The sequence below is a fragment of the Massilia brevitalea genome, assembly GCF_030711405.1.
GTDB classification, from domain to species: Bacteria; Pseudomonadota; Gammaproteobacteria; order Burkholderiales; family Burkholderiaceae_D; genus Telluria; species Telluria brevitalea.
Genome location: NZ_JAULSI010000001.1, coordinates 75,265 through 98,345, shown reverse-complemented (window position 1 = coordinate 98,345; position 23,081 = coordinate 75,265). Strand labels below are relative to the sequence as shown.

At 66.7% G+C, this 23,081-nt stretch carries 22 protein-coding genes; 4 read left to right on the top strand and 18 right to left on the bottom strand.

Going from position 1 to position 23,081, the window contains the following annotated elements; translation table 11 throughout:
- Positions 1 to 129: 129 nt before the first annotated feature.
- From QWL29_RS00360 to QWL29_RS00295, 14 genes are all read right to left on the bottom strand, one after another.
- Positions 130 to 2,529 carry a M1 family metallopeptidase gene (locus tag QWL29_RS00360; protein ID WP_305820902.1) on the bottom strand — a complete coding sequence of 800 codons (2,400 nt, stop codon included), beginning with the start codon at positions 2,527 to 2,529 and terminating at the stop codon, positions 130 to 132.
- A 247-nt stretch (positions 2,530 to 2,776) separates the two neighbouring features.
- Complete coding sequence (locus tag QWL29_RS00355) at positions 2,777 to 3,724, bottom strand: type II secretion system F family protein (RefSeq protein ID WP_305820901.1); 948 nt, start codon at positions 3,722 to 3,724, stop codon at positions 2,777 to 2,779.
- A 19-nt stretch (positions 3,725 to 3,743) separates the two neighbouring features.
- Positions 3,744 to 4,718, bottom strand: a complete 975-nt coding sequence (locus QWL29_RS00350; protein WP_305820900.1) for a type II secretion system F family protein — start codon at positions 4,716 to 4,718, stop codon at positions 3,744 to 3,746.
- Positions 4,719 to 4,734: 16 nt separating this feature from the next.
- On the bottom strand, positions 4,735 to 6,078 hold the full coding sequence (locus tag QWL29_RS00345) for a TadA family conjugal transfer-associated ATPase (RefSeq protein WP_305820899.1): 1,344 nt from the start codon (positions 6,076 to 6,078) through the stop codon (positions 4,735 to 4,737).
- Entirely contained in the window at positions 6,075 to 7,268 is a 1,194-nt protein-coding gene (locus QWL29_RS00340; protein ID WP_305820898.1) for a CpaE/TadZ family protein, read from the bottom strand. The genes QWL29_RS00345 and QWL29_RS00340 overlap by 4 nt, the downstream gene beginning before the upstream one ends.
- A 9-nt stretch (positions 7,269 to 7,277) precedes the next feature.
- The gene (locus QWL29_RS00335; RefSeq protein ID WP_305820897.1) at positions 7,278 to 7,541 is read right to left on the bottom strand and encodes a hypothetical protein; all 264 of its coding nucleotides are present in this window, start codon (positions 7,539 to 7,541) and stop codon (positions 7,278 to 7,280) included.
- Positions 7,538 to 9,001 carry a type II and III secretion system protein family protein gene (locus QWL29_RS00330; RefSeq protein WP_305820896.1) on the bottom strand — a complete coding sequence of 488 codons (1,464 nt, stop codon included), beginning with the start codon at positions 8,999 to 9,001 and terminating at the stop codon, positions 7,538 to 7,540. Before QWL29_RS00330 ends, QWL29_RS00335 begins: the two co-directional genes overlap by 4 nt.
- Before the next feature lie 8 nt (positions 9,002 to 9,009).
- Positions 9,010 to 9,861 carry a Flp pilus assembly protein CpaB gene (gene cpaB, locus QWL29_RS00325; RefSeq protein ID WP_305820895.1) on the bottom strand — a complete coding sequence of 284 codons (852 nt, stop codon included), beginning with the start codon at positions 9,859 to 9,861 and terminating at the stop codon, positions 9,010 to 9,012.
- The gene (locus QWL29_RS00320) at positions 9,861 to 11,234 is read right to left on the bottom strand and encodes a DUF8689 domain-containing protein (RefSeq protein WP_305820894.1); all 1,374 of its coding nucleotides are present in this window, start codon (positions 11,232 to 11,234) and stop codon (positions 9,861 to 9,863) included. The genes cpaB and QWL29_RS00320 overlap by 1 nt, the downstream gene beginning before the upstream one ends.
- Positions 11,231 to 11,803: a prepilin peptidase gene (locus QWL29_RS00315; protein ID WP_305820893.1), complete on the bottom strand. Its 573-nt coding sequence runs from the start codon at positions 11,801 to 11,803 to the stop codon at positions 11,231 to 11,233. Before QWL29_RS00315 ends, QWL29_RS00320 begins: the two co-directional genes overlap by 4 nt.
- Before the next feature lie 109 nt (positions 11,804 to 11,912).
- Positions 11,913 to 12,086 (bottom strand): Flp family type IVb pilin, encoded by a 174-nt coding sequence (locus QWL29_RS00310; protein WP_229437149.1) that lies wholly within the window; start codon positions 12,084 to 12,086, stop codon positions 11,913 to 11,915.
- Between the two features lie 33 nt (positions 12,087 to 12,119).
- Complete coding sequence (locus tag QWL29_RS00305; RefSeq protein WP_305820892.1) at positions 12,120 to 12,257, bottom strand: hypothetical protein; 138 nt, start codon at positions 12,255 to 12,257, stop codon at positions 12,120 to 12,122.
- Positions 12,258 to 12,435: 178 nt separating this feature from the next.
- Positions 12,436 to 13,089: a response regulator gene (locus QWL29_RS00300; RefSeq protein ID WP_305820891.1), complete on the bottom strand. Its 654-nt coding sequence runs from the start codon at positions 13,087 to 13,089 to the stop codon at positions 12,436 to 12,438.
- A 20-nt stretch (positions 13,090 to 13,109) separates the two neighbouring features.
- Positions 13,110 to 14,819: a sensor histidine kinase gene (locus tag QWL29_RS00295; protein ID WP_305820890.1), complete on the bottom strand. Its 1,710-nt coding sequence runs from the start codon at positions 14,817 to 14,819 to the stop codon at positions 13,110 to 13,112.
- 135 nt (positions 14,820 to 14,954) lie between these two features.
- Between QWL29_RS00295 and QWL29_RS00290 the strand changes: the two genes are divergently transcribed.
- From QWL29_RS00290 to QWL29_RS00280, 3 genes are read left to right on the top strand one after another with little or no spacing between them, the layout of a single operon-like run.
- Positions 14,955 to 15,413, top strand: coding sequence for a TadE/TadG family type IV pilus assembly protein (locus tag QWL29_RS00290; protein WP_305820889.1), 459 nt, complete (start codon positions 14,955 to 14,957; stop codon positions 15,411 to 15,413).
- Positions 15,410 to 16,024, top strand: a complete 615-nt coding sequence (locus QWL29_RS00285) for a TadE/TadG family type IV pilus assembly protein (RefSeq protein WP_305820888.1) — start codon at positions 15,410 to 15,412, stop codon at positions 16,022 to 16,024. Before QWL29_RS00290 ends, QWL29_RS00285 begins: the two co-directional genes overlap by 4 nt.
- 1 nt (position 16,025) lies before the next feature.
- Complete coding sequence (locus QWL29_RS00280) at positions 16,026 to 17,360, top strand: VWA domain-containing protein (protein WP_305820887.1); 1,335 nt, start codon at positions 16,026 to 16,028, stop codon at positions 17,358 to 17,360.
- Between the two features lie 9 nt (positions 17,361 to 17,369).
- Here the strand turns inward: QWL29_RS00280 and QWL29_RS00275 are convergent, their stop codons facing one another.
- A complete protein-coding gene (locus tag QWL29_RS00275; protein WP_305820886.1) occupies positions 17,370 to 18,188 on the bottom strand; it encodes an alpha/beta fold hydrolase in 819 nt (272 codons plus the stop codon).
- Between the two features lie 212 nt (positions 18,189 to 18,400).
- Between QWL29_RS00275 and QWL29_RS00270 the strand changes: the two genes are divergently transcribed.
- Positions 18,401 to 19,651, top strand: coding sequence for a Gfo/Idh/MocA family protein (locus QWL29_RS00270; protein WP_305820885.1), 1,251 nt, complete (start codon positions 18,401 to 18,403; stop codon positions 19,649 to 19,651).
- 203 nt (positions 19,652 to 19,854) lie between these two features.
- Here the strand turns inward: QWL29_RS00270 and QWL29_RS00265 are convergent, their stop codons facing one another.
- The 3 genes from QWL29_RS00265 to QWL29_RS00255 are packed head-to-tail and all read right to left on the bottom strand — an operon-like array spanning position 19,855 to position 23,033.
- Positions 19,855 to 20,694, bottom strand: a complete 840-nt coding sequence (locus QWL29_RS00265; protein ID WP_305820884.1) for a phytanoyl-CoA dioxygenase family protein — start codon at positions 20,692 to 20,694, stop codon at positions 19,855 to 19,857.
- 35 nt (positions 20,695 to 20,729) lie between these two features.
- Positions 20,730 to 21,920, bottom strand: coding sequence for a GAF domain-containing sensor histidine kinase (locus tag QWL29_RS00260; RefSeq protein WP_305820883.1), 1,191 nt, complete (start codon positions 21,918 to 21,920; stop codon positions 20,730 to 20,732).
- A gap of 24 nt (positions 21,921 to 21,944) precedes the next feature.
- On the bottom strand, positions 21,945 to 23,033 hold the full coding sequence (locus QWL29_RS00255) for a M29 family metallopeptidase (RefSeq protein ID WP_305820882.1): 1,089 nt from the start codon (positions 23,031 to 23,033) through the stop codon (positions 21,945 to 21,947).
- Positions 23,034 to 23,081 lie beyond the last annotated feature (48 nt).

Sequence of the window (23,081 nt, the reverse complement as noted above, 5' to 3'; positions counted from 1 at the left end):
TTGCATCGGTTTCGAGCGGCACCTCGCGGCAGCGGACTCGCGGAACCGTGCGTACCGCGTGGGCACGGGGTGCCCACCGTACGGGTCGGCGTCCGTGGCCCGGATTGATCGCGCGGCCAACAAGCCGATTTACTGCACCGGCGGCACCGTCTCCTTCTTCGGCTCTTCCTTGGCAGCGGCGTCCTTCTCTTCCGTGGTCTTCAGCTTGGTATTGAAGTCCTTCATCAGGTCATTGCCACCGCGTTCGGTCTTGAACAGTTCCAGGCGCGACGGGGTCAGCTTGCGCGGCCAGGCGTTGTTGCTCTGGTCGATGTCGGCGGTTTCCCAGTACGGGTCCTGCACCAGGCTGGTCATCGGTTCGTCGGTGACGATCAGTTTCGTGATCTTCTTCGGCGAATAGCGCCACACTTCGGCCGGAATACGTTCGATGTATTTCTTGCCGCTCGCCAGCTGGATCTCTAGCACCAGCGGCGTCACCAGCCCGCCGACGTTGCTGAAGTCCACCAGGTACAGGTGCTTGCCTGACGAGAGCAGCGCCTTTTCCCAGTCTTCCAGCTTCTCTTGCGACTCCGTGAACTTGTTGCGGTCCGCGTTCGTGACGGTGAAGTCGTCGTGCTCGTTGTAGAAGTCCTTCAACTCCGGATGCGCGTCCACGCGGCGCGGCATGCCCTTGTTGCGCTGGTCGGTCAGCGACGTCGGTTCGGCGTCGCGGAGTTTACGGCGCCAGGCTTTTTCGATTTCCGGGTTCTGCGAGCTGACCGTGTATTCGCTGATGCCGTCGATGCTCACGTCCACCGGGTCGGTGGTGTAGAACCAGCCGCGCCAGAACCAGTCGAGGTCCGTGCCGGATGCGTCTTCCATGGTGCGGAAGAAGTCGGCCGGGGTCGGGCGCTTGAATTTCCAGCGGCGCGCGTATTCCTGGAAGGCGAAGTCGAACAGTTCGCGGCCGAGCACCGTTTCGCGCAGTACGGTCAGGGCGGCGGCCGGCTTGGCATAGGCGTTGTTCCCGAACTGCAGGACCGACTCCGAGTTGGTCATGATCGGCACCTGGTTGCGGCTCTTCATGTAGTCGGTGATCAGGCGCGGTTCGCCGCGCATTTCCGGCCATTGTTCTTCCCAGGCTTCCTGGGCCAGGGTCTGCACGAAGGAGTTCAGGCCCTCGTCCATCCAGGTCCACTGGCGCTCGTCGGAGTTGACGATCATGGGGAAGTAGTTGTGGCCCACTTCATGGATGATCACGCCGATCAGGCCGTACTTGGTGCGCTTCGAGTAGGTCAGTTCGCCGGTCTTCTTGTCCTTGGTCGGACGCGGGCCGTTGAACGAGATCATCGGGTATTCCATGCCTCCCACCGGGCCGTTCACGGAAATCGCGGTCGGGTAAGGGTAGTCGAACGAGTACTTGTTGTACTGCTCGATGGTGTGGACGATGGCGTGCGTGGAGTACTTCTCCCACAGCGGATTGCCTTCCTTCGGATAGTAGGACATCGCCATCACATCGGTGTCGCCACTCTTCATGCCCTGGGCGTCCCAGATGAACTTGCGGCTCGAGGCAAACGCGAAGTCGCGCACATTCTTCGCCTTGAAGCGCCAGGTCTTGGTGCCGGTGGCTTTCGATTTTTCAGCGGCTTCGGCTTCGGCCTGGGTCACGATGACGACCGGCTTCTTCGATGACTTGGCGCGCGCCAGGCGGTCGCGCTGGGCGGCGCTGAGCACCGAGCCCGGGTTCTGCAGCACGCCGGTCGAGGCCACGATGTGGTCGGCCGGGACGGTCAGCTCGACATCGTAGTCGCCGAATTCGAGCGTGAATTCGCCGGCGCCGAGGAACTGCTTGTGCTGCCAGCCATACACGTCGTAGTAGGCCGCCATGCGCGGGAACCACTGGGCGATCTCGAACAGATCGTTCTTGTCTTCGTCAAACTTCTCGAAGCCCGAACGGCCGCCGAGCACCTTCTGCTCGTTGATCTTGTAGTTCCACTCGACGTCGAAATTGAAGCGCTGGCCGGATTTCAGCGGCGTCGGCAAATCGATGCGCATCATCGTGCCGTTGATGGTGTGAGCCAGCTGGCGGCCGCCGGCCTTCACGCCGGTGACCTTGAAGCCGCCGTCGAAGCTCAGGCCTTCGAAGGTCGTGCGCAGGGCGTCGAACTTCATGCCTTCTTCCGGGCTGCGCGGCTTGGCCCAGGCCTCGCGCGAGACCACGGTGGCCGAGCGGCGTGCGCCGGAGTCGGATTTGTAGATGTTCTGGTCGAGCTGCAGCCACAGGTAATTCAGCGTGTCCGGGGAATTGTTGTGGTAGGTGATCGTTTCGGCAGCGCGGATCGAGCGGTTCGCTTCGTCGAGCGTGGCGCGGATCGTGTAGTCGGCGCGCTGCTGCCAGTAGGCGTGGCCGGGGGCGCCGGAAGCGGTGCGGATCGTCGTTGCGGTCGGCAGCAGCTCGTCGAGCTGGCGGAACTTGTCGTCGAAAGGTTCGGCCGCAAAGGCGGACGCGCCGAGGCATAGCGCAGCCAGCGCGAATGGCAAACGGATCATGTTTCCCCTGTTTTTATGATGGAATTTGGAGAAAGTATTCTAATCGTATCTTTCGAGCAAGCTTGGCTTGATTTGTAAAAATACTGATACATGAGGCGGGGATGCGACGCGGTGTTCCCACCTGCGGTTCCGAATTTGTTGGCGTCGCCCGTAGGGTGGGCCGGGCCGCGCTAGGCACTCCGTGCCCACCGTACGGGGCGCTGCCCGTCATATCTCCATGCACGGCGCCGCATCACCGGCGCGCGCGTCACTCCATGCCCGCAGCCACCGGAATGACCGAGCGCAGGATCTGCAGGCAGGCCGGACCCAGCAGGACCACCAGCAGCGCGGGGAAGATGAAGAAGATAAGCGGGAACAGCATCTTGGTCGCGATCTTGGCCGCGCTCTCCTCGATCAGCTGGCGCCGCCGCGTGCGCAACTGTTCCGATTGCACGCGCAGGGCGGTACCGACACTGGTGCCGAAGCGGTCGGCCTGGATCAGCATCTTGACCAGCGCGTCGACGTCTTCGACGCCGGTGCGCAGGGCCAGGTTGCGCAAGGCCTTTTCCTTGCCGCTGCCGGCGCGCATTTCCAGCGTCACCAGCTGCAGTTCCTCGGCCAGTACCGGCGACTTCAGGCCGATCTCGGCGCCAACCCGGCCCAGCGCCGCGTCCATTGCCAGGCCGGCTTCGACGCACACCGTCATCAGGTCCAGCGCATCCGGGAAGGTCTCGAAGATCTCGCGCTGGCGCCGCGCGATGCGCCGCTTCAGCACCAGGTCCGGCGCGTAGTAGCCGACCGAGGCCGAGCCGACCAGCGCCAGGAAGGTGAAGACCAGCGGGCGCTCGGGGTCGTGCGGCAGCAGCAGGAAGGCAAGCAGCGGCAGGCCCACGGTCAGGGCGGTCTTCCCGGCGTGGAACAGACCGGGCGTGGACGGGTCGCGCCAGCCGGCATTGATGAAGCGCAGGCGCACCGGCGAGCCTTCCCAGCCTTCGGCCGGCACCGACAGGCGCGCCAGCGGTGCGGCCAGCCGCGCCAGGCGCACCAGCCAGCCGGTTCCGGGTCCGGCATCGGCATGCGCGCCGGCCTCGCGTTCGTCGAGCGTTGACAGGCGCGCCTTGACCGGGTCGCGCGTGAGCAGCAGCATGGCCAGCACGGCGCCGCCGAACACCAGCAGGAACATCAGGGCCAGCATCAGGATCTGGGACTTCGTCATGGTTGTCGCCTTTGTTGTTTCACATGCGGATACGGATGATCTTGCGGATCGCCAGCACGCCGACCACCATCATCACGGCCGCCGCGCCAAGCATGTTGCGGCCGGCCGGGTCGGTGACCAGCACGCTCATCGTCTCCGGATTCGCCAGGGTCATCACCGAACCCGCGCCGAAAGGCAGCAGGCACAGCACCCAGGCCGAGATGCGGCCTTCGGCCGACAGCACGCGCACCTGGCCTACGAGCTTCAGGCGGTCGCGGATGATCGCGCTGATCGAGGACAGCAGCTCGGTGAGGTTGCCGCCGCTCTCGCGCTGGATCAGCACCGCCACCACGAAGTACTGCAAGTCCATGCTGGGCAAGCGCTGGGCCAGGGCATTCAGGGCGTCGCCCATCGAAATGCCGAAGTTGACTTCGTCGAAGGCCGTCTTGAATTCCTCGCCCAGCGGCGCCGGCACTTCGTCGGCCACGAGCTTGAGCGCGGTCGGGAAGGCATGGCCGGCGCGCATCGCGCGGCTCATCATGTCGAGCGCGTCGGGCAGCTGCAGTTCGAAGCGCGCCAGGCGGGCATCGCGCGCCTGCGCCAGGCGCATCAGCGGCAGGGCCGCCACGCCCAGCGCAAGCGGCAGCAGCACGATGCCGGGCAGGCCCAGCACGATGCCCAGCACCAGCCCGGCCACCAGGCCGCCCGCGCAGAACGCCAGCTGGCGCGCCACCAGCCGGCTCGAGCCGGCCTGCATCAGCATCCGGTCCAGGCGGCGCGTGCCGGGCAGGCGGCGCAGCAGCGCGTCCAGCCCGGGGTTGTCGCTCAGGCGGCGTTCCTTGACGATGGTGATATCGTCCTGGCGCGTCTCGTTGCCGATCACGCTGCGCAGGCGCCGCGCGATGCGCTCGGCTTCCGGGCTGCGGTGCGCCAGCCAGCCCACATACACGCCCCACATGAGGAGCAGGACGGCCGCGAACAGCAGCACGACGAAAAGAAGGAAGGTGATGTCCATGCGCGTCGGCCTGTCTTCAGCGCGGCTCGAAGACCTGCGGCGTCAGGTTCACGCCGAAGGTGCGCAGGCGCTCGGCGAAACGCGGACGCACCCCGGTGGCGCTCGAATGGCCGATCACAGTGCCGTCGTCGCTGACGCCGGTCTGCTTGTACGAGAAGATTTCCTGCATCGTGATGACGTCGCCTTCCATGCCCGTCACTTCCGAGATCGACAGCACGCGGCGCTTGCCGTCGGTCAGGCGCGCCACCTGCACCACCACGCCGACCGCCGAGGCGATCTGCTGGCGCATGGCCTTCGGCGGCAGGGTGCCGGCGGCCATGCTGATCATGTTTTCCAGGCGCGTCAGGGCATCGCGCGGGGTATTCGCGTGGATGGTCGCCATCGAGCCTTCGTGGCCGGTGTTCATCGCGCCCAGCATGTCGAGCGCTTCGGCGCCGCGCACCTCGCCCAGGATGATGCGGTCGGGGCGCATCCGCAATGCGTTCCTCACCAGCGCGCGCTGGGTGACTTCGCCCTTGCCCTCGATGTTTTCCGGACGAGTCTCCAGCCGCACCACGTGCGGCTGCTGCAGTTGCAGCTCGGCCGCGTCTTCCACGGTCACGATGCGTTCGTTGGCGCCGATGAAGCCGGAAATCACGTTCAGCATGGTGGTCTTGCCGGAGCCGGTGCCGCCCGAAATCAGGATGTTCACCTTGGCCTTGCCCAAGCCCTGCAGCACCTCGGCCATGTCGGCCGTCATGCTGCCGTAGGCCACCAGGTCGGCCAGGCGCAGCGGGTCGGCCGAGAAGCGGCGGATCGACATCACCGCGCCGTCGATCGCCAGCGGCGGAATGATCGCGTTCACGCGCGAGCCGTCCGGCAGGCGGGCGTCGACCATCGGGCTCGATTCGTCGATGCGGCGGCCCACGCGCGAGACGATCTTGTCGATGATCTTCATCAGGTGGGCTTCGTTGGTGAAGGTAACGTCGGTCAGTTCCAACTTGCCGCGCCGTTCGACGTAGACCTGCTTGTGCGTGTTGACCAGGATGTCGGACACGGTCGGGTCTTCCAGCAGCGGCTCCAGCGGGCCCAGGCCCAGCATCTCGTTCTGAATGTCGCGCGTCAGGGTCTTGCGCTCGGCGTCGTTGATGACGACCAGCTCTTCTTCCAGCAGGCGCTCGACCAGCAGGCGCAGTTCGGCGCGGATCTGGTCCTGCGACAGTCGCTGCATGCTTTCCAGGTCGATGCGGTCGAGCAGGGCTTCGTGGATGCGGCTCTTCAGCTGGTGGTAAGCGCGGTTGTCGATCGGGCCGCGCTGGGCGTTGGGCTGCGGCGCGCTGTTGCTGAGGCGTTCGCGCAGCGAATAGGCGGGGAGGTTCATCGCGGCAGTTCTTTCTTGTCGGTGGCGCGGCGGTTGAACAGGCGCGACACCAGGCTGGCGCTCGGCGCCGGCGCCGCTTCGCCGGTCAGGCCGCGCGCCATGTCCATCAGCGCCACGCTCAAGGGGCTGTCGGGCGCCAGGCGCGTCACCGGCACGCCCTGGTTGACCGATTTCGCGGCCGCATCGTAGTGGTTCGGCACGGTGCGCAGGGTGGTCGTGTCGAAGGCTGCTTCCAGGTCCTTCATGCGGATGTCGCTGTTCTTGTCGTGCCGGTTCACGATGAGTTCGACCTTGTCCTTGCCGTAGTCGAGATTGCGGAACACGGTGAGCAGGCGCTTGCCGTCGCGGATGTAGGGAAGCGTCATCTGCAGCACCGGATAGATGGTGTCGGCGTGGTCCAGCGCGCGGATGCTCACCGGGTCCAGGCTGCGGCCGACGTCGAGCACGATGAAATCGTACTGGCGGCGCGCCAGCTTGACGATGGCGTCGATGTGCTCGGGCTTGACGTCGCTGGCATGCGCCGGGTCCGACGGCGCGGCCAGGATGCCGTAGTTGGGCGTGACGGCGACCATGCTCGACGCCAGGAAGGAAGGATCGAGGCGGTGGATCTGCAGCGCCACGTCGGACAGCGTGGCCAGCGGCTTGGTGTCGGAGACGAATAGCGAGGCATCGCCGAACTGCAGGTTCATGTCGATCAGGGCCACGCGCTTGCTGCCGCCGGCGGACAGGGCATACGCGAGGTTGGTGGCAAGAAACGTCGAGCCGCTGCCGCCCTTGCAGGAAATAAAGGCCAGCACCTTGCCCTGGGCGCCGCCCTGGCTGCCCAGCTTCTCGGCGAGGCGGTCGATGGTCTGGGTCAGCGCGGCGGCGCCCGGCGTGGCCGGCAGCACTTCGCGCACGCCGGCGCGCATGGCGCGCAGCAGGAAGTCCTGCGACAGGTCGGCCGACAGCACGATGAAGGCCATGCGCGGGAACAGGTGGCCGAGGCGTTCGAGCTGGCCGAGGTCGTCCTCGTCGAGGCGCGGCTGGTCCACGACCAGCACGTCGGGAATGGCGTCGTCGGCCAGGGTTGACAGCCGGGCGGGCGTGCCCGAGATCATGTCGACCTCGTCGGTACCCGGACGCGCGCGCAGCTGGCGCGACAAGTCGATCAGGTTGCGCTCGTCGCGCGAAAGAATGGCGATTTTCACGGGGCTTCCTTATTTGCCGGAGCTGCTGCCGAAGGTCGGGCTGTCGGACTGCGGCGTGGGCGTCGCGAACGACTGCTGGTAATTCGCATAGGCGGCAGCGGCGGCGGCGCCGTCGGCGCCGCGCTCGGGCTGTGCCTGCGGCCGCGGATGCAGGACCTGGCTGGCAAAGGCGGCGCGTACGGTCTGGCCGCTGGTGGCGGCGGTCCTGCTGCCGGCGCAGCCGGCAAGGACGGTGGCGAACGCGAGGGCGGCGATGGGAAGAATGCGGTTCATGGCTGGTCCTTGTTGGCAGCGGGGCGGGCCCTGCCTTCGTGTTTGCCGCCCAGCAGGAACTGGGCGCGGCTTGGCGGCACGTACTCGTCGGTCGGCAGGCGCGGCACATCCTGCAGCGGCTTGACCAGGTGCGGCGTCACCACGAACACCAGTTCGCTGCGGTCGTTCTGGAAGTCGCTGCTGCGGAACAGGGTGCCCAGCACAGGCACCTCGCCCAGGAAGGGGAAGCGCTTGATGTTGCTGGTGACGTTGTTGCGGATCAGGCCGCCGATGACGAAGCTCTGGCCGTCCTGCAGCTGCACGGTGGTGGTGGCGCGGCGCGTGGTAAACGCGGGCAGGATCGAGGTGGCATTCGAGCCGCCGGCGCTGAAGCCCACGCCTTCGCGGTTCAGCTCCGACACTTCCGGCGCCACGCGCAGGTTGATGCGCCCGCCGCCGAGCACGGTGGGCGTGAATTTCACGGCCACGCCGTATTCTTTTTCCTCGAGCGTGATGGCGGCGCCATTGCCCAGGCCGCTTTGCGTGACCGGAATGAAGATCCTGCCGCCGGCGAGGAAACTTGCTTCCTGGCCGCTGATCGCCATCACGGTCGGCTCGGCCAGGATCTTCACCAGGCCGTCGCGGTTCTCGCCGTCGATCTGGAGCTGTTTGGTGCCGGTGCTCTTGCTGCCGCCCAGGCTGCCGCCGGCGCCGGTCAGGAAGTTCGACAGGATGCCGTAGCTCCAGCTGCCGTTGATCTTGCTGTACAGGGCATTCGCGCCGAGCTGGTCGACCAGGGACTTCGAGACTTCGGCGATCTTCACTTCCAGCATGACCTGCTGGGGCGCGGCGATGGCCAGCATGTTGAGCACGGTCGGCGCTGCAGCCGCCACAGGTGCGGCGGCAGAGGCGCCGGCCACCCCGGCTGCCGGTGGGCTGCCCGCCCCCGCGCCGGCGCCGGCGGCCTGGGCCACGCTCTCCTGGTAGGTGCTCGCCAAGGCGATCAGCTGGCTGGCCACGGCGGCGTCGGCGACCATGCCCGACAGGACCAGGGCATTGCCGCTGGTGCCGATGCGGATGTCTTTTTCGTCCGGGAACAGGCTGTCGAACTGGGCGCGCAGCGGCGCGGTATCGAGACCGACGTTCAGGTCGATCACGGTGGAGCGGCCGTCGCGGGTGGAGACGATCAGGTTGGTGCTGCCGACGCTGCGCGCGACGATCACCACTTCGCTGGCATTCGGCACCACCACGTTGGCGATGCCGGGCGCACCGACGGTCACTTGCGACGCCGGGCTGCAGAAGCGCTTCAGGACGGACTTGCCCCGCACCAGGTCGAGGCTGCGCGCCTCGGCCTGGCCGCGCAGGCCGATGCAGCCGGCCGGGGCGGCGGCCTGGCTGGCGGCCTGGTTTGCAGCCTGGCCGGCACTGGCCGCCAGCGCGAGGGCGCAGGCCAGCAGGGTCTTGTTGGTCTGGAAGGTCATGGGGTTCTTCAGTTGGATGCTTGCGGAGCGGCGTCGAGGCCGCGGATCACGAGGACGCCTTCGTTGCGTGGCGCGGCAGGGCGCGGGCGCGCCGGGGCCGGCGCTGCAGGCCGGACCGGCGCCGGCGCCACGGCAAGCGGCGCCGGCTTCGCCTCGGGCAGGCCGAGGACCGACTCGCGGGTGGCGCCGCTGGTATTGGCCGGCTGCGGATCGACCTGGTTGCGCAGCACCAGCGAGAGCGAACCGATGCTGCGCGCGAGATCGAGCTTTTCCACCTGGTCGGGAGCCAGTTCCAGCGTCACGGCGTTCACCACGCGCGGCTTCGAATCGTCGCGGTTCGATTCCTGGGCCACGGCCAGCACCAGGATACGCTCGAGCACGATCTTCGAGATCGACGGCTGGCGCGCGCCGTTGTCGAGCGCCGTGCTTTCGAGGTTGACCAGGATGTCGACGTAATTGCCCGGCAGGGCGAAGCCGGCCACGCCGACCACGTCGTTGACGCGCACCGTCATGGCGCGCTTGCCGGTGGCGACCACGGCCGACAGGCCGCCGGTGGTGCCGGGTGGGGCCAGCTTCGATTCGAGGATCGGTTCGCCGCGCGCGACGTCGCTGCGCACGATGCGGTTTTCCAGCAGTTTCAGGTCGGTGATGGCGCCCGGCGGCACCGAGCCGGCCGGCCATTCGGCCAGTTGGACGCTGTCTTCGGCCAGCTTGGAACCCTGGACGATGTCGGCGCTGGCCACCGCCACGCGGGTGCCGGCGACGCCCTGTTCGCTCATCCATTTGGCGGCCACCAGCACCGAGGCTAGGGCCAGGAACAGGGCCACGCCGATAATCAGCAGTGCTCTCGAGTTACGCATCAGTCTTTCTCCATCGTACCGCGTTCGCGGCGTTCCAGTTGCAACGGGCAGCCGGACGGGGCGCCGGCGGCAAAGTAGTTATTCCAGGCCCATTCCAGGGCGCGGCGGTCGAGTTCCGGGGCGCGCTCTTCGTAGCGTGCGAGGTCGCGCAGCTGGCGCACCAGGTCGCGCGGGTGGCAGGCCAGCAGCGGCACGCCGCTCGTGCGGTGGCAGTCGAGCAGCCAGGCGAAGACGGCGGCGTCGAAGCGGATGCCCGCTTGCGCGCAGGCCTGGGCGAACAGGCGCGTGTATTCCTCTTCCGAGGCCGGCGGCACCTCGATCTTGTAGCCGAGCCGGCGCAGGAAGGCGCCGTCCGACAGGCGCTGCGGCACGAAGTTCGACGAGAACACGACGATCACGTCGAACGGCACCTGGAAGCTGTGCCCGGTGTGCAGGGTCAGGTAGTCGACGCCGCGGTCCATCGGCACGATCCAGCGGTTCATCAGCGCATCCGGCGTGCAGCGCTGGCGCCCCAGGTCGTCGATGATGAAGATGCCGTTGTTCGACTTCAGGTGCGGCGGCGCCACATACAAACGGGTGTGCGGGTCGAAGCCGAGGTCGAGCATCTCGAGCGTGAGTTCGCCGCCGGCCAGTGCCGCCGGGCGGCGCAGGTTGCGCACCCAGCGCAGGTCGGGCGCGCTGCCGCGATCGAGACTGCTGCTGCCGCTGCCGGTGTCGGCGGCAGCAGCGGCATCGGTGTCGCGTGCGCGGTGCTGGACCGGGTCGAACAGGGGAATCGTTTCGCCGTCGACCATCAGCGCGTGGGGCAGGGCGATGGCGCCACTGAGCAGCGCGTGCAGGCGTTCGGCGAGGAAGGTCTTGCCGCTGCCGGCCAAGCCGTGCAGGAACAGGGCGCGGCCCGAATTCATGGCGGCGCCGAGCTGGTCGCGCACCTGCGGATTGACCACCACGCCCTCGAAGGCGGCGTTCATGTGCGCGCGCGTGACCTGCATGCCGGCCAGGCTCTGGGCCCGCACCTGGGCGGCGTAGGCGGCAAGGGTGACCGGGGCCGGACCGGCGTAGGCATTGCGCGCCAGGACCGCGGCGGCGCGTCCTTGCCCGGCTTCGGTGAGCAGGTAGGACAAATCGGCGTCGGTGCCGCTGTTGCCCAGGCGCGCGACCTCGACCAGTTTTTCGGCGCGCAAGAAGGCGATCAAGGGATCGATCACGCCGACGTTCAGTTTCAGGTGCGCACCAAGTTCGGGCAGGCGCAGCTGGCCGCGCCGGTGCAGGACCTTGGCGATCAGCTCGGCCAGGAACAGGAAGGGCAGGCCGGTTTCCTCGACCGTGCGCGGAGCGCGCGCGTCGGCCGGCGCCACGGAAACGTCGCTCACAGTGGCAGCTTTCCGAATGCGCGCAGCCACAGGACGCAGGCAACGCTGGCGGCGGCGATCGCCACCGCGTAAGGCAGGCGCCCGCTGGCGGCGCTCGGGGCAGCCACCAGGGGGCGGCCTGTGAGGCCGGACATGCCGGTAAACACCATCATTTGCCAGGCGTTGCCGAGCAGGCTGCGCAGCTTGCCCTGGGCGGTGGCGAAGGCCAGGGCCAGGATGCCGCCGGCGGCCAGGGTCACCAGGGCCACCGCCAGGATCTGGCCGGCGCCGACAAAGGCGCCAACCATCGCCAGCAGCTTGACGTCGCCCGCGCCCATCAGGCGCAGCGCGTACATCGGCAGCAGGATGGCCAGGCCCAGGCCCAGGCCGCCAAGCGCGGAAACGAGGCCGAGTCCGCCCGCTGGGGTGGCGAACAGGCCCGCGCCGGCCGGCAGCAGGGCGTGCAGGGCCAGTCCCGCCAGCGCACCGGGGAAGACCACGGCGTTCGGGATGCGGCGCGCACGCACGTCGTGCCAGACGGCGGCGCCGAGCAGCGCAAACAGCAGCATCATGGGCAACAGGGAAGACAAGGCGGACTCCGGGGAGGAAAACGGAAAAGCGGGGAGGGCGGGAAAGCCGGGAATCCGGGGCAGGCGCCGGCCCGGATTCCCCTGGCGCCGTGGGGCGCCGATACAGCGATTACTTGACGGTGGTCGAGATCTTGGCGGCCAAGGCGCGGAACATCGTGTTGATGTTGCCACCCAGCAGGGTAACGGCACCGATGATGACGCCGGCGACCAGCGAAGCGATCAGGGCGTATTCGATGGCGGTGACGCCGTCTTCTTCTTGGATGAAGTTTTTGATGAAGTTCATTCTTGGTCCTATGGTGTTGGAAGGTTGCTCGTCTTATGCGCTGGTCCATGCGGCCATGGCCGCGATGAAGCCGACAACCACGACCAGGACGATCAGGACGACATACGACATGGTTGGCGTGCCCGTACGGTCATACGCTTGTTGTTCCGGGCTGTCTTCCTGGTCGTACACTTTCGCTCCTGTCCTGTTGCCGCCGTACCGCATGAACCGATACGCAGCGCATGGAAAGAATGATACGGATGGGCCGCCATCGGCACATCCGTCAAATCTCCCTTTTTGTGTAGGACTTCCGGGTAGGACCATCCAGGACAAAAGTCCCAGGCGACCGCGTTTTGCGCAAAGACAGGATTCAGGACAGGCCGTGGCGGGTGGCGTAGACGTAGAGTTCGAGGCGGTTGGCGACGCCCAGCTTGGCGTAGATGGCGGTCAGGTGGTTGCGCAGGGTGCGCTCGGAAATGAAGGCGCGTTCGGCTAGCTCCTTGTTCAGCGCGCCCTTGCCCTGCACGATCATGCCGATGACGCCGCGCTCGCGCGCGGTCAGCGAGGCGATGCGCGCCGCTTCCGGATCGGGGCGCGGCGCCGGCGCCGTGAGTTGCCCGAGCAGGGCCTGCATCAGCCCGGGTTCGAGCCAGAATTCGCCGCCATGCACCTTGCGCACGGCGGCTAGCACATCCTCGGTTGGCGCTTCCTTGCTGACCACGCCGCGCGCGCCCAGCTTGACCGCCGCGGCCAGGGTCGCCTGGTCGCGGTTCGCGCTCAGGATCACGGCGCGCGTGACGCCGTTGGCCAGCAGTTTCGGCAGGATCTCGAGCGAACTGCTGCCTTTCAGGTCGAGGTCGAGCAGGACGATGTCGGGCTTCAGTTCGGCGCACAGCGCCAGCGCCTGGGCCGGATCGCCGGCGCTGCCGGCCAGTTCCAGCGCCGCGCCCTCGGCCTGCACCAGGCGTTCCAGGCCCCACAGCATGGTCTTGTGATCATCCACCAGCAGGATGCGGATACCCATTCTTTCTCCGTTTACGTTGTTCAGATCGGGACGCGCACGCGCAGCACGGTCTGCTGCGCGCCGGCGTCGACGGCGAGCGTGCCGCCCATGGCCGCCACGCGCTCGGCGATCGAGCGCGGCGCGAAACCGGCGCCGCCCGCGCCATCGGCCGGATTGCTGATGTCGATCAGCAGCAGGCCGTCGTCGTGGCCGATCCGCACGCGGCCGTTACGCGCACGCGTGTGCTTGCAGATGTTGTTGACGCCTTCGGCCACGATCTGGAACACTTCGGCCGCGAGGCGATCATTGATGCCGGGCGCGTCCTCGGCGTCGAGGGTAACATGCACGTCGTAGAAGGCGCGCACCTGGTTCAACTGGCGCCGCAGCGCAATTTGCAGTTCCGGCTCTTCCTGGCGGCCGTTGCGAAAGCGCTGGGCGAATTCGCGCATGTCGCCGATGACGCCGCTGCACATCTCCATCAGGCGTTCCAGGTCGGGCGCGACGCTGCTGCCGTCGCCGGCCTGCTGGCGGATCGCCGCCACCGCATGGCGCAGGCCGATGTAAGGCTGGATGGTGCTGTCGTGCAGGTCGCGCGCGATCGTCTGGCGCTCGCGGAAGGCGGCCTCCGAGGCCAGCCGGTCGAGCAGGTCGATGGTCTCGATAACGGGGAAGGCCTGCTGCGCGATGTGGTTCAGGAAGGTCGCGTCGCCGCGCCGCAGCCCCGGCGCCGAGGTGACGAAGATGCGCCCGCTGCCTTTGCGCAGCGGCAGGGTGGCGCTGACGAAGGCGTCGGTATCGAGCAGGTCCGCCACCTGGCTGCAGCCTGCCGGATCGATGGCCTCCCACGCCAGTTCCGGCCCGAGCTGCTCGGCGCAGGCAGCGCCCGGCAGCCAGCGGCGGCCGCTGCCGCGGTACAGGATGGTGGCGCCGTCGCCCAGCGCCAGCAGCGGCTGCAACGCGGCCTCGTCGGTGTGCATGCGGCTGAGGGCGCGGCCGCTGCGCGGGTGGTGCACGGTATGCAGCGTCCAGCCCCCTTTCGGGTCCTGCATCAGCAGTACGCAGGTGCTGCCGCCGTAGAAACGCAGGATCTTCGCCATCAGCGAATCGAGCGTGTGCTGGACCCCGAAGCGCGGGTTCGACAGGCGGCTGACGTCGCGCAGCAGCGCCAGGCGCCGCCGCTGGTCGACCGACAGCCCGCCCCAGAACGCGATCATGTAGCCGAGCGCCAGCAGGAAGGTGGTGCGCAGCAGCAGCAGGTGCAGCGTGCGCAGGCCCTGCGTGGCTAGTACCGCTGCCAGCACCAGGGCGACCGCGCCCAGGGTCAGGCGCGCGCCGGCGTCGAAGCCGTGGCGGAACGACGCCGCCAGGATGGCAAAGAAGAAGAACGAAAAGAAGGGACTGGGCGCGCCGCCGCTGGCGTACACCATCATCCCGTACCAGCCGATATCGACCCAGTAGATCACCGGCCCATGCCAGAAGCCGGCGCGCGAGCGCGCCACCACCAGCAAAATCAGGCTGTGCAGGACATACGCCACGAAGATCAGCCACGACCAGCGGCCGGCCAGGATGACGCTGTCGGCCCCGATGTGCAGGGTCAGCAGCGCCGACAGCGCCAGCAGCAGGCGCATGCCGAATACCATCCAGGCTTCGGCGTCGGGCGAGACCGGACGTTGCGGCGACGCGGCGGCATGTTGCGCGGAACGATCTGGTACCCGGTCGCCGAAAGAAACAATGCTTTGAAACCAACCCATGTTGTTCTGTACCGACAGCGGCGAAAAATCGCAAGAAGAAATGTACGGCAAGCAATTCTTGCCCTGTAGAATCCAGAAGCTTAGCGCATGCCCAATCAAAAGCCTACTAAAGCCGTGCCAAAAATGAAATTATCGGTGCCCCGCCGTCAATCTGGCGCCACAGTCGTCGAAATGGCGATCGTGGCGCCCGTGTTCTTGCTGATCCTGCTGGCCCTGGTTGAATTCAGCATGATGTTCTTCGCCACCCTGACGATGCAGTATGCCGTGCGCGAGGGCGCGCGCTATGCGATTACCGGCCAGCGCAACCTCGATCCGAACACCGGCAGCCAGCAGCGCTACGCCGCCGTCATCGCCAGCATCAAGGATAACTCGCTGGGCTTCTACGACAAGCTGGCGCCGGTCATCTCGGTGAACGGCAAGTCGTATGCCAGCACCGCCTATACCAGCGGCATGTTCGGCGCACCGGGCAGCATCATCGTGCTGCAGCTCGATTGCAACTGGGTCGTGACCACGCCGTTGCTGTCGAGCTTTTTCAGCGGTGGCAAATACCATTTCGCGGTGGCCGCCACCATGCGCAACGAGTACTTCCCATGACGCGCCGTTTTCCTTTGCTGCGCCAGCGCGGCGTGGCCGCCGTCGAATTCGCCCTGGTGCTGCCGCTGCTGCTGCTGCTGCTGTTCGGCATGATCGACGCCGCCCGCGCGCTGCAGGCCAACATCATCGTCGTCAACATCGGGCGCGAAGGCGCGAACCTGGTGGCGCGCGGCGGCACCCAGCTCGAGACCGGAAGCCAGGACATCATCTATGCACTCATGGCCAGCGCACCGCCGCTGAACGTGAAGCAGCAGGGCATGGTGTACATCACGCGCATCATGGGCGTGGCCGGCGGCGGCACGTCGCGCAGCGTGGTGGTCGACCAGTACCGCTGGGACGACGCCGCGCGCAACCTCGGCTACCGCGCCAGCGGCTACGCCCCGGCCAGCCGGATCTACGCCTGCCCGGCCTGGAACGCCGGGGTGTGCAGCGGCATCAACAGCAAGAACCGTCCCGCCTCGACCATCATGGACGGCAAGCTGGGCGACGGCGAAGTGGTCTACGTGGTCGAAACTTTTTATCGCTTCGATATGTTCATGACCTCGTTCGCAATGGACTCCCTGAGCCTGCCCACCATCGGGCCCGACCTGTATTCGATGACGATTTTCTGACATGCATCCACCCTACCAGCGCCAGCGCGGCGCCGTTCTCATCATGGTCGTCCTGGCGATGCTGGTCCTGCTGGCCCTTGTCGGGCTGGTGGTCGACGGCGGCCTGGCCTACCTGGTCAAGGCGCGCCTGAACGCCGCCGTCGATGCCGCCGCCCTGGCCGGTGCGCGTGCTGTCCCGGCCGGCAAGAACCAGACCGAGCAGACTGCCAGCGCCAAGACCGCCGCTGCCACTTTCTTCGCCGCGAACATTCCGGAAAATTACCTGATGTCGCGGCCGGCGCTGCTCTCCACCGACGTTTCCTTCGACAAGGGCCAGGTGACCGTCGACGTGCATGCCGAAGCGCCGATGCCGGTGTCGGTGATGCAGCTGATGGGCTTCACGGCGCTCAACCCGGTGGCGTATGCACAGACCATCCGCAAGGACCTGGACATGGCGTTCGTGGTCGATACCTCGGGCTCCTTGTCGGGTTCGGCCGCCGCCGTGCGGGCGTCGGCGAAAAGCTTCCTGAACAAGTTCAACGTGACCCAGGACCGGGTGGGGCTGATCCATTTCGCCTCCGGCGCCGAAGTCGACAACCCGATCGATGCCGAGGGACGCGGCTTCGACCGCAGCGCCATGCTGGCCAATATCGACGGCTTCCAGTTCAACGGCAACACGGCATCGGTCGAGGGCATGTGGCATGCACGCAATGAGCTGAACAAGATTCCGCTGCTTGCGCGCTCCAGCCTGCGCGTGATCGTGTTCTTCTCGGATGGTGCACCGACGGCGTTTGGTTCCGCCCTGAAGTTCAACAACCCTGCTGATTGTCCCCGCCCCGGCGTGCTTGCCCACAACGATGCGGCGCCCAGCGGCCTGTACGCGCTCGACAGGGAAAACACGTCGATTGGCGGTGGTTGCAATGCCGTGAGCAACAACAAGATCAAGACCACGGTCAAGGGTTTGCCCGACTGGTACGATGCGCACGACAACAAGAAGGAATTTCCGATCGTGACGGCCGGGCCGCGCGAGGTGACTGCCAGCCTGGCCAGCGACACGGAGGCGTGGAGAAACATCACCCGCGCCGCGCGCAACCTGCCCGAAGCCGTGGCAGCCAGGGCGCGCGACGAAGGCATCTATGTGTTCACGCTCGGCATGGGGCAGCTCAAGAGCAAGACCGGCTTCGACAAGGAAGTCGGCGAGAACGTCCTCAAGTGCATGGCCAACGTGGCCGACGCCCCCGCGCGTTGCTACGACCCGGACAAGCCGGTCGGCATGTACTGCTACGCCGCCACCGGCGCCGACCTGACGCCCTGCTTCTCGCGCCTGGCCTCGGCGATCCTGCGCATCTCGAAATAAAAGCCGGGGTCAGTGCGCCGCCACGATTTCGCGGATGGCGGCAGCGACGATTTCCGGGTGCGTTACCTGCATCTGGTGCGAGGCGTCGGCCACCACCGTCTTCGCCTTCGGATACAGGGCCTTCACAAAGGCGCGGGTGTCGTCGTCGAAGTTGAAGGCGCCGAAATCGACGGCAATCGCGGTCGACGACACCGGCTTGTTGACCAGGCGGATGATCGGCTTGTCGTCGATGCGCGGCAGCGCGGCCACCATCTCGCCGGTTTCCCAGATATGGTCGATCTCGTCGGCCACGGTGCGCGAGAAGAACAGCCATTTGCCGGCGCGTGAATATAACGGGAACTCCTGCGGCTTCTTCACCACGCGCGGATACAGCGCATCGACCAGCACCAGACCCTGCACCTCGTCCGGATAACGGCGCGCGAACAGCTGCATGTACAGGCCGCCCAGCGAATGGCCGACCAGCACGTAGGGCGGCTGCAAGCCCTTGCGCTTCAGGGTGGCGCGCAGCTGCTCGACGATGGTGGCGCCGTCGCGCGGGGCGCTGGTCGCCTCGCTGTTGGCGTAGCCGGGGCGGTTGTAGGCGAACACGGTGGCGCTGCCCTTGACGCCATCGAGCACCTTGTCCCAGCCGGCGAGGGTGGCGCGCGAACCGTTTTCGAAGACCACGGTTGCCTTGGCAGACGGGTTGCGGATGGTGAGCGTTTCCAGCTTGTGGCCCTCGACGGTGTCGACACGCGCGAGTTCGACGGCGGCATCTGGCGCCGGCGCCAGGAAGGCGAGGGCGCAGAACGCGGCAATGAGGGGCAGGCGGGCGGTGGAGTGCGTCATGGCGTTGTCCTTGGCGGAGATGGAAAACCTCATCCTCGTCCCGGGCCGGGCGCCGGTCACCCCGCTTGCGACGAATGGCAAGCAGGGGCGACGGATTACCAGCGCGATTGCTGGAATCTAGCGTACAGGCAATGTAGCGCTGGCATATAAACGGCTGTGCGAGCATGGCATCCACTTCCAGCCAGCTCGACCTTGCCGAAAGGATCCACCGAATGAAGCACGACCAAGCGCCGCGCCGGGACTTCCTGCGCTACGTGGGCACGATCGCCGCCCTGTCCGCCCCCGCCATGGGGGCCGCCGCGGCCGAAAAGGACCGTGTCACCTTCCCGCCGATCGAAGCAAAAAGCGAAAAGCCAGAAAAGACCGAGCCGCCGGGCGACCCGATGAACGAGCGGGTCGGCATTGCGATTGTCGGCGTGGGGCGCATTTCGGTGAACGAGGTGCTGCCGGCTTTCGCGCAGAGCAAGCATACGAAACCGGTGGCATTGGTGAGCGGCGACCGCGCCAAGGCGCTCAAGATCGCGCGCCAGTACAACATCCCGGAAAGCGCGGTGCTCGACTACCGCGAGTATGACAAACTCGCGACAATGCCGGAAGTGCAGGGCGTCTACATCGCGCTGCCGAACAACATGCACGCCGAGTACACGATCCGCGCCGCGCGCGCCGGCAAGCACGTGCTGTGCGAAAAACCGATGGCCAATACCGTGGCCGAATGCCAGAGCATGATCGACGCCTGCAAACAGGCCAAGCGCAGGCTGATGATCGCCTACCGCCGCCAGTACGCGCCGGTCGAGCGCACGCTGGTGAAGATGATCCGCGAGAAGAAGCTGGGCGAGCTGCGCGAGTTCGTGTCGTGCAATTCGCAGAACATGGGCGACCCCCAGCACTGGCGCCTGAAGCGCGCCCTGGCCGGCGGCGGCGCGCTCCCCGACGTGGGCCTGTACTGCATCAACGAGGCGCGCTTCCTGAGCGGCGAGGAGCCGGTGGAAGTGATCGGCCATACCTGGTCGACGCCGGGCGATGCGCGCTTCAAGGAAGTCGAGGAATCCTGCCAGTTCGTGCTGCGCTTCCCGAGCGGCTTCGTGGCCAGCTGCAGCACCGGCTACGCCTCGCACAAGTCGCAGATGTTCCGCCTGAACGGCTCGACTGCGTTTGCGGAGATGAATCCGGCCTATGCCTACAACGGCAACAAGCTGCGCATCTCGCGCGTGGAAGGCGGCAAGGAGGGGGGCCAGGAACAGACGTCGGAAATCCAGGTCGAGGAAGAGAACCAGTTCGCCAAGGAGCTGGACCACTTCGCCCAGTGCGTGCGGCAGGACAAGCAGCCGCATACGCCGGGTGAGGAAGGGCTGCAGGACCAGCGGATCATCGAGGCGATCTATGCGTCGGCGAAGAGCGGGCGGGCGGTGAAGCTGTCGCCGCCGCCGGGCAAGACGCGGGGGCCGGAGCCGCAGGAGGGCTAGGGTTTTGGCAGGTCGCGCTGCGCTGCATTGCCGGAGCCGCAAACGCTGGAGTTCGTAGGGTGGGCACTCGTGCCCACGCGTTACAGGCACATGCCTTTATCGAAATCTCTGACCGATCGTACAAGCGGCGGGGCTGCCGTATGTCAGAGACGCCCGTACCGCGTGGGCACAAGTGCCCACCCTACGGTTCTTGGCGTTCCAGGCTAATCGAACCCACGCACCGGAAAACCGGCATCGCGCTGGATCCAGTTGCGCGATGAGTATTCGGTATTTGCATCGGTCGCATGCAGCGTGAACGCATGGCGCGACACGGGCGAGCGGTTCGGCGCGCTGTAGTGCGGCAGCAGGCCGTGGAAGCAGACCAGGGTGCCGGCCTTGGCCTCCAGCGGCACGGCCGTGCTGTCGTCCGGCCATGGCGTGCTGTCCAGCTTTTCCATGTGGATGCGGTCGCCGTCGCGCAGGAAGCGCTCGCGCAGCGGGCCGCGGTGGCCGCCGGGTTCGGCCCACAGGCAGCCGTTGTCGACGGTCGCGTCTTCCAGCGCGAACCAGAAGGTGGTGACGCTGATCGGGGTGGAGTCGAAGAAGGTCGCGTCCTGGTGCCAGCGCACTTCGCCGCCGATGCCCGGTTGCTTGAAAATGTACATGGACTGGTAAACCTGCGGCTTTGCCAGGCCCAGGTCGCGCGCCACGGCCGCCAGTTTCGGGTCGTGCGTAAAGCGCTCGAACACCGGGTCGAGGTCGTGCATGGCATGGCCGATCTTGTTGATCGACAGTGCCTTGGCCTGGCGCAGCTGGCCGTCCGAACCAAAGGCTTCCTCTTCGAAGAAGCAGCGCACCGTATTGTCCGAGCCTAGGAACCAGTCGTCGCTGGCGCGTTCCTGGTCGCGCGTGGTGAAGATGGCGCGCGATTCGGTCGGGTCGAAGGCGTCGACGATTTCCTCGGCGCGGCGGCGCAGGGCGGCGATCTCGCCCTGCGATTTGAAGTTGGGAAGGACGATGAAGCCGTCGCGCTCGAAGCCGGCGCGCTGTTCGGGTGTCAGCATGGTAGTTACAGGGTTGGTTGGGCGCAGGCGCGTATTCAAGTCGACACTGGCCGCACGTTATCGAGCGTGAACGTGAAGGCGGTGCGGCCGGCGCTGGAGGTCACGTCGATCTTGCCGCCGTGCGCACGCGCGATCTGGTCGACGATGTACAGGCCCAGGCCGAGTCCTTCGCTGCCCGAACGCGAGGCGGCGCGCCAGTAGGGCTTGAACAGCTGGCCGATGATTTCCGGCGCCAGGTCCTGGCCTTCGTTCGACACCGACAGCACGAACTTGCCATCTTGCTGGCGCGCGTCGATATGCACCGGCGTGCCGGCATTCCCATGGACCAGTGCGTTCGCGAGCAGGTTCGACAGCAGCTGGGCCAGGCGCTCGGGGTCGCAATCCAGGCACAGCAGGTCGGGGATGGAGGCGGCGATCACGCGCTCGGGGTGCAGGCCGCGCATTTCGTCGATCACCTGTTCCAGCGTCAGGTGCACGCTGTCGTGGCGGCGCAGGTTCAGGCGGATGCCGCTGCCCATGCGCCCGCGCGTGAAGTCCATGACGTCGTCGACCAGCGAGGCCATGCGCCGCGCGCTGCGGCGGATGCGTTCGACGACCGGCAGCAGGGCCGGGTCGGCCACCTTCAGGGCCAGCAGATCGGCGCCCAGCGCGATCGAGCCGAGCGGGGTGCGCAGGTCGTGGCCCAGCACCGCGATGAACTGCTCGCGCAGCTCGGCGGTTTCGCGTTCGGACGAGAGGTCCGAGCGGGCCGCTTGCTGGCGGTTCTCGGCGTCGAGCTGCTTCGAGATCAGTTCGGCGAACAGGTGCAGGGTCGAGACGGTGACCGGGTCCGACAGCTTGATCGGTTTCGGGTCGAGGCCGCACAGGGTGCCGAAGTAGCGGCCGTCGGCGCGGAACACGGGAATCGAAAAATAGCTCTGGAAGCCGTAGATGCGCGGCGTGTGGTGGCCGGCGTACTGCGTGCTCTCGGCCACGTGGTCGATGATCACCGAACGGGCGGTGTCGCGCACTTCCTCGCACAGCGTGGTCGTGACATCGAGCTCGTCGCCCGGTTTCAGGCCGAACGCCAGCCTGTCGAGCACTGCGCAGGTGACCCAGGCGTCGTCGGTGACGTGGGCGATGCAGACGAAGCCCAGGCCGGTCATGGCGGCCACGGTTTCCAGGATCTTCGGCACGGCGCCGATGGCCTGGATTTCGTCCACTCGCTTCAGGAGGTCTATTGCCATGCGCTTCCCCGGAGGGTCAAGGTATCAGCCGGGGATTTTATCACTGTCGGACTGCGTGGCGACGGTCCAGGCGCCATCGGCATATACCCGATCGTCTCCCAAATACACCGCATCGGTGACCACGAACACGTCGATGTGGTAGCGCGCATCCTTGCGCTTGAAGCCCGGCTTCGGATACACGCCGTGCTTGGCGCCCAGCGACAGGTGGATGCCGCACATGCGCTCGTAGGTGCCGATGTCGTCCACGCGGCGCTCGCGCGTAAAGGCGCGGTTCATGCCGAAGCCGAGTTCGCGCACCCAGACTTCGCCTTCCTCCATGCGGATGTTGTCGAGCACCTGCTGGAAGGCCGGGGTCGCGTTCTCGGTGCCGACCACGCGGCCCTTTTCCACGATGATGGTCACCGGCGTGTCGGGGCGGTTCGAGCGGTAGTTGGTATCGCCGAACACGTGGATCTGCGCGCGGCCGTTCACCGCTTCCAGGTCGAGCGCCTCGGTGAAGACTTCGCCGATCGGGAACTGGCCGCCGACGTTATGCATCTCGCTGTAGTCGCCGATGTTCAATTTGGCCGGCTCGAACGGGGACGCAAACACCAGCTCCTCGCCGCCGCCAACCACGCGGCCCAGCGGCGCCTTGTCGATCTTCGCCTTCAGGCCACGGCCCACGCCGCGAAAGTAATCCGGCTCGTAGGCCAGCGCTTCGATGTAGTGCTCGGACTGCGGCCCCGGCATGCGCGACAGGTGCACGTGCTCGATCACCTTCAGGCCCAGCTTGAACAGCTCGACGCGGATACGGAAGGCCTCCAGCCTGAAATTGGTCGACTGCACCAGCACCACCAAGTCCTTCGCCGCCAGCGCGCGGAAGCGGGCGAGTACATCGTCCGGCAGCGTGCTGTCGAAGTCGATGAAGTCGGCGTCCGGCAGGTTGCGCCGGTAGGCCGCAACCAGGGCGCGCGACAGGGGAGTGCGTTCGTCGTAGACCACCAGCGCGCGCTGCGCCGGGCCGTGCTCGATGGCGAAGCCGAGGATGTCGCGCAGGTGCGTGGCGGCGGCATCGATGGCGTGTGCGGGCAGGTCGGGCGTATCGATATCGGCAGGAGCGGGCAGGGAAGTCATGGCGTGCGGCGTGAGGGTATTTCGGACTTTTCATTATACGGTCCACGC

What these genes read in the sequence shown, in the direction of transcription:
- QWL29_RS00360 (WP_305820902.1), bottom strand. Translation starts at nt 2,529, where the DNA reads ATGATCCGTTTGCCATTCGCGCTGGCTGCGCTATGCCTCGGCGCGTCC.
- QWL29_RS00355 (WP_305820901.1), bottom strand. Translation starts at nt 3,724, where the DNA reads ATGACGAAGTCCCAGATCCTGATGCTGGCCCTGATGTTCCTGCTGGTG.
- QWL29_RS00350 (WP_305820900.1), bottom strand. Translation starts at nt 4,718, where the DNA reads ATGGACATCACCTTCCTTCTTTTCGTCGTGCTGCTGTTCGCGGCCGTC.
- QWL29_RS00345 (WP_305820899.1), bottom strand. Translation starts at nt 6,078, where the DNA reads ATGAACCTCCCCGCCTATTCGCTGCGCGAACGCCTCAGCAACAGCGCG.
- QWL29_RS00335 (WP_305820897.1), bottom strand. Translation starts at nt 7,541, where the DNA reads ATGAACCGCATTCTTCCCATCGCCGCCCTCGCGTTCGCCACCGTCCTT.
- QWL29_RS00330 (WP_305820896.1), bottom strand. Translation starts at nt 9,001, where the DNA reads ATGACCTTCCAGACCAACAAGACCCTGCTGGCCTGCGCCCTCGCGCTG.
- cpaB (WP_305820895.1), bottom strand. Translation starts at nt 9,861, where the DNA reads ATGCGTAACTCGAGAGCACTGCTGATTATCGGCGTGGCCCTGTTCCTG.
- QWL29_RS00310 (WP_229437149.1), bottom strand. Translation starts at nt 12,086, where the DNA reads ATGAACTTCATCAAAAACTTCATCCAAGAAGAAGACGGCGTCACCGCC.
- QWL29_RS00300 (WP_305820891.1), bottom strand. Translation starts at nt 13,089, where the DNA reads ATGGGTATCCGCATCCTGCTGGTGGATGATCACAAGACCATGCTGTGG.
- QWL29_RS00295 (WP_305820890.1), bottom strand. Translation starts at nt 14,819, where the DNA reads ATGGGTTGGTTTCAAAGCATTGTTTCTTTCGGCGACCGGGTACCAGAT.
- QWL29_RS00285 (WP_305820888.1), top strand. Translation starts at nt 15,410, where the DNA reads ATGACGCGCCGTTTTCCTTTGCTGCGCCAGCGCGGCGTGGCCGCCGTC.
- QWL29_RS00280 (WP_305820887.1), top strand. Translation starts at nt 16,026, where the DNA reads ATGCATCCACCCTACCAGCGCCAGCGCGGCGCCGTTCTCATCATGGTC.
- QWL29_RS00275 (WP_305820886.1), bottom strand. Translation starts at nt 18,188, where the DNA reads ATGACGCACTCCACCGCCCGCCTGCCCCTCATTGCCGCGTTCTGCGCC.
- QWL29_RS00270 (WP_305820885.1), top strand. Translation starts at nt 18,401, where the DNA reads ATGAAGCACGACCAAGCGCCGCGCCGGGACTTCCTGCGCTACGTGGGC.
- QWL29_RS00265 (WP_305820884.1), bottom strand. Translation starts at nt 20,694, where the DNA reads ATGCTGACACCCGAACAGCGCGCCGGCTTCGAGCGCGACGGCTTCATC.
- QWL29_RS00260 (WP_305820883.1), bottom strand. Translation starts at nt 21,920, where the DNA reads ATGGCAATAGACCTCCTGAAGCGAGTGGACGAAATCCAGGCCATCGGC.
- QWL29_RS00255 (WP_305820882.1), bottom strand. Translation starts at nt 23,033, where the DNA reads ATGACTTCCCTGCCCGCTCCTGCCGATATCGATACGCCCGACCTGCCC.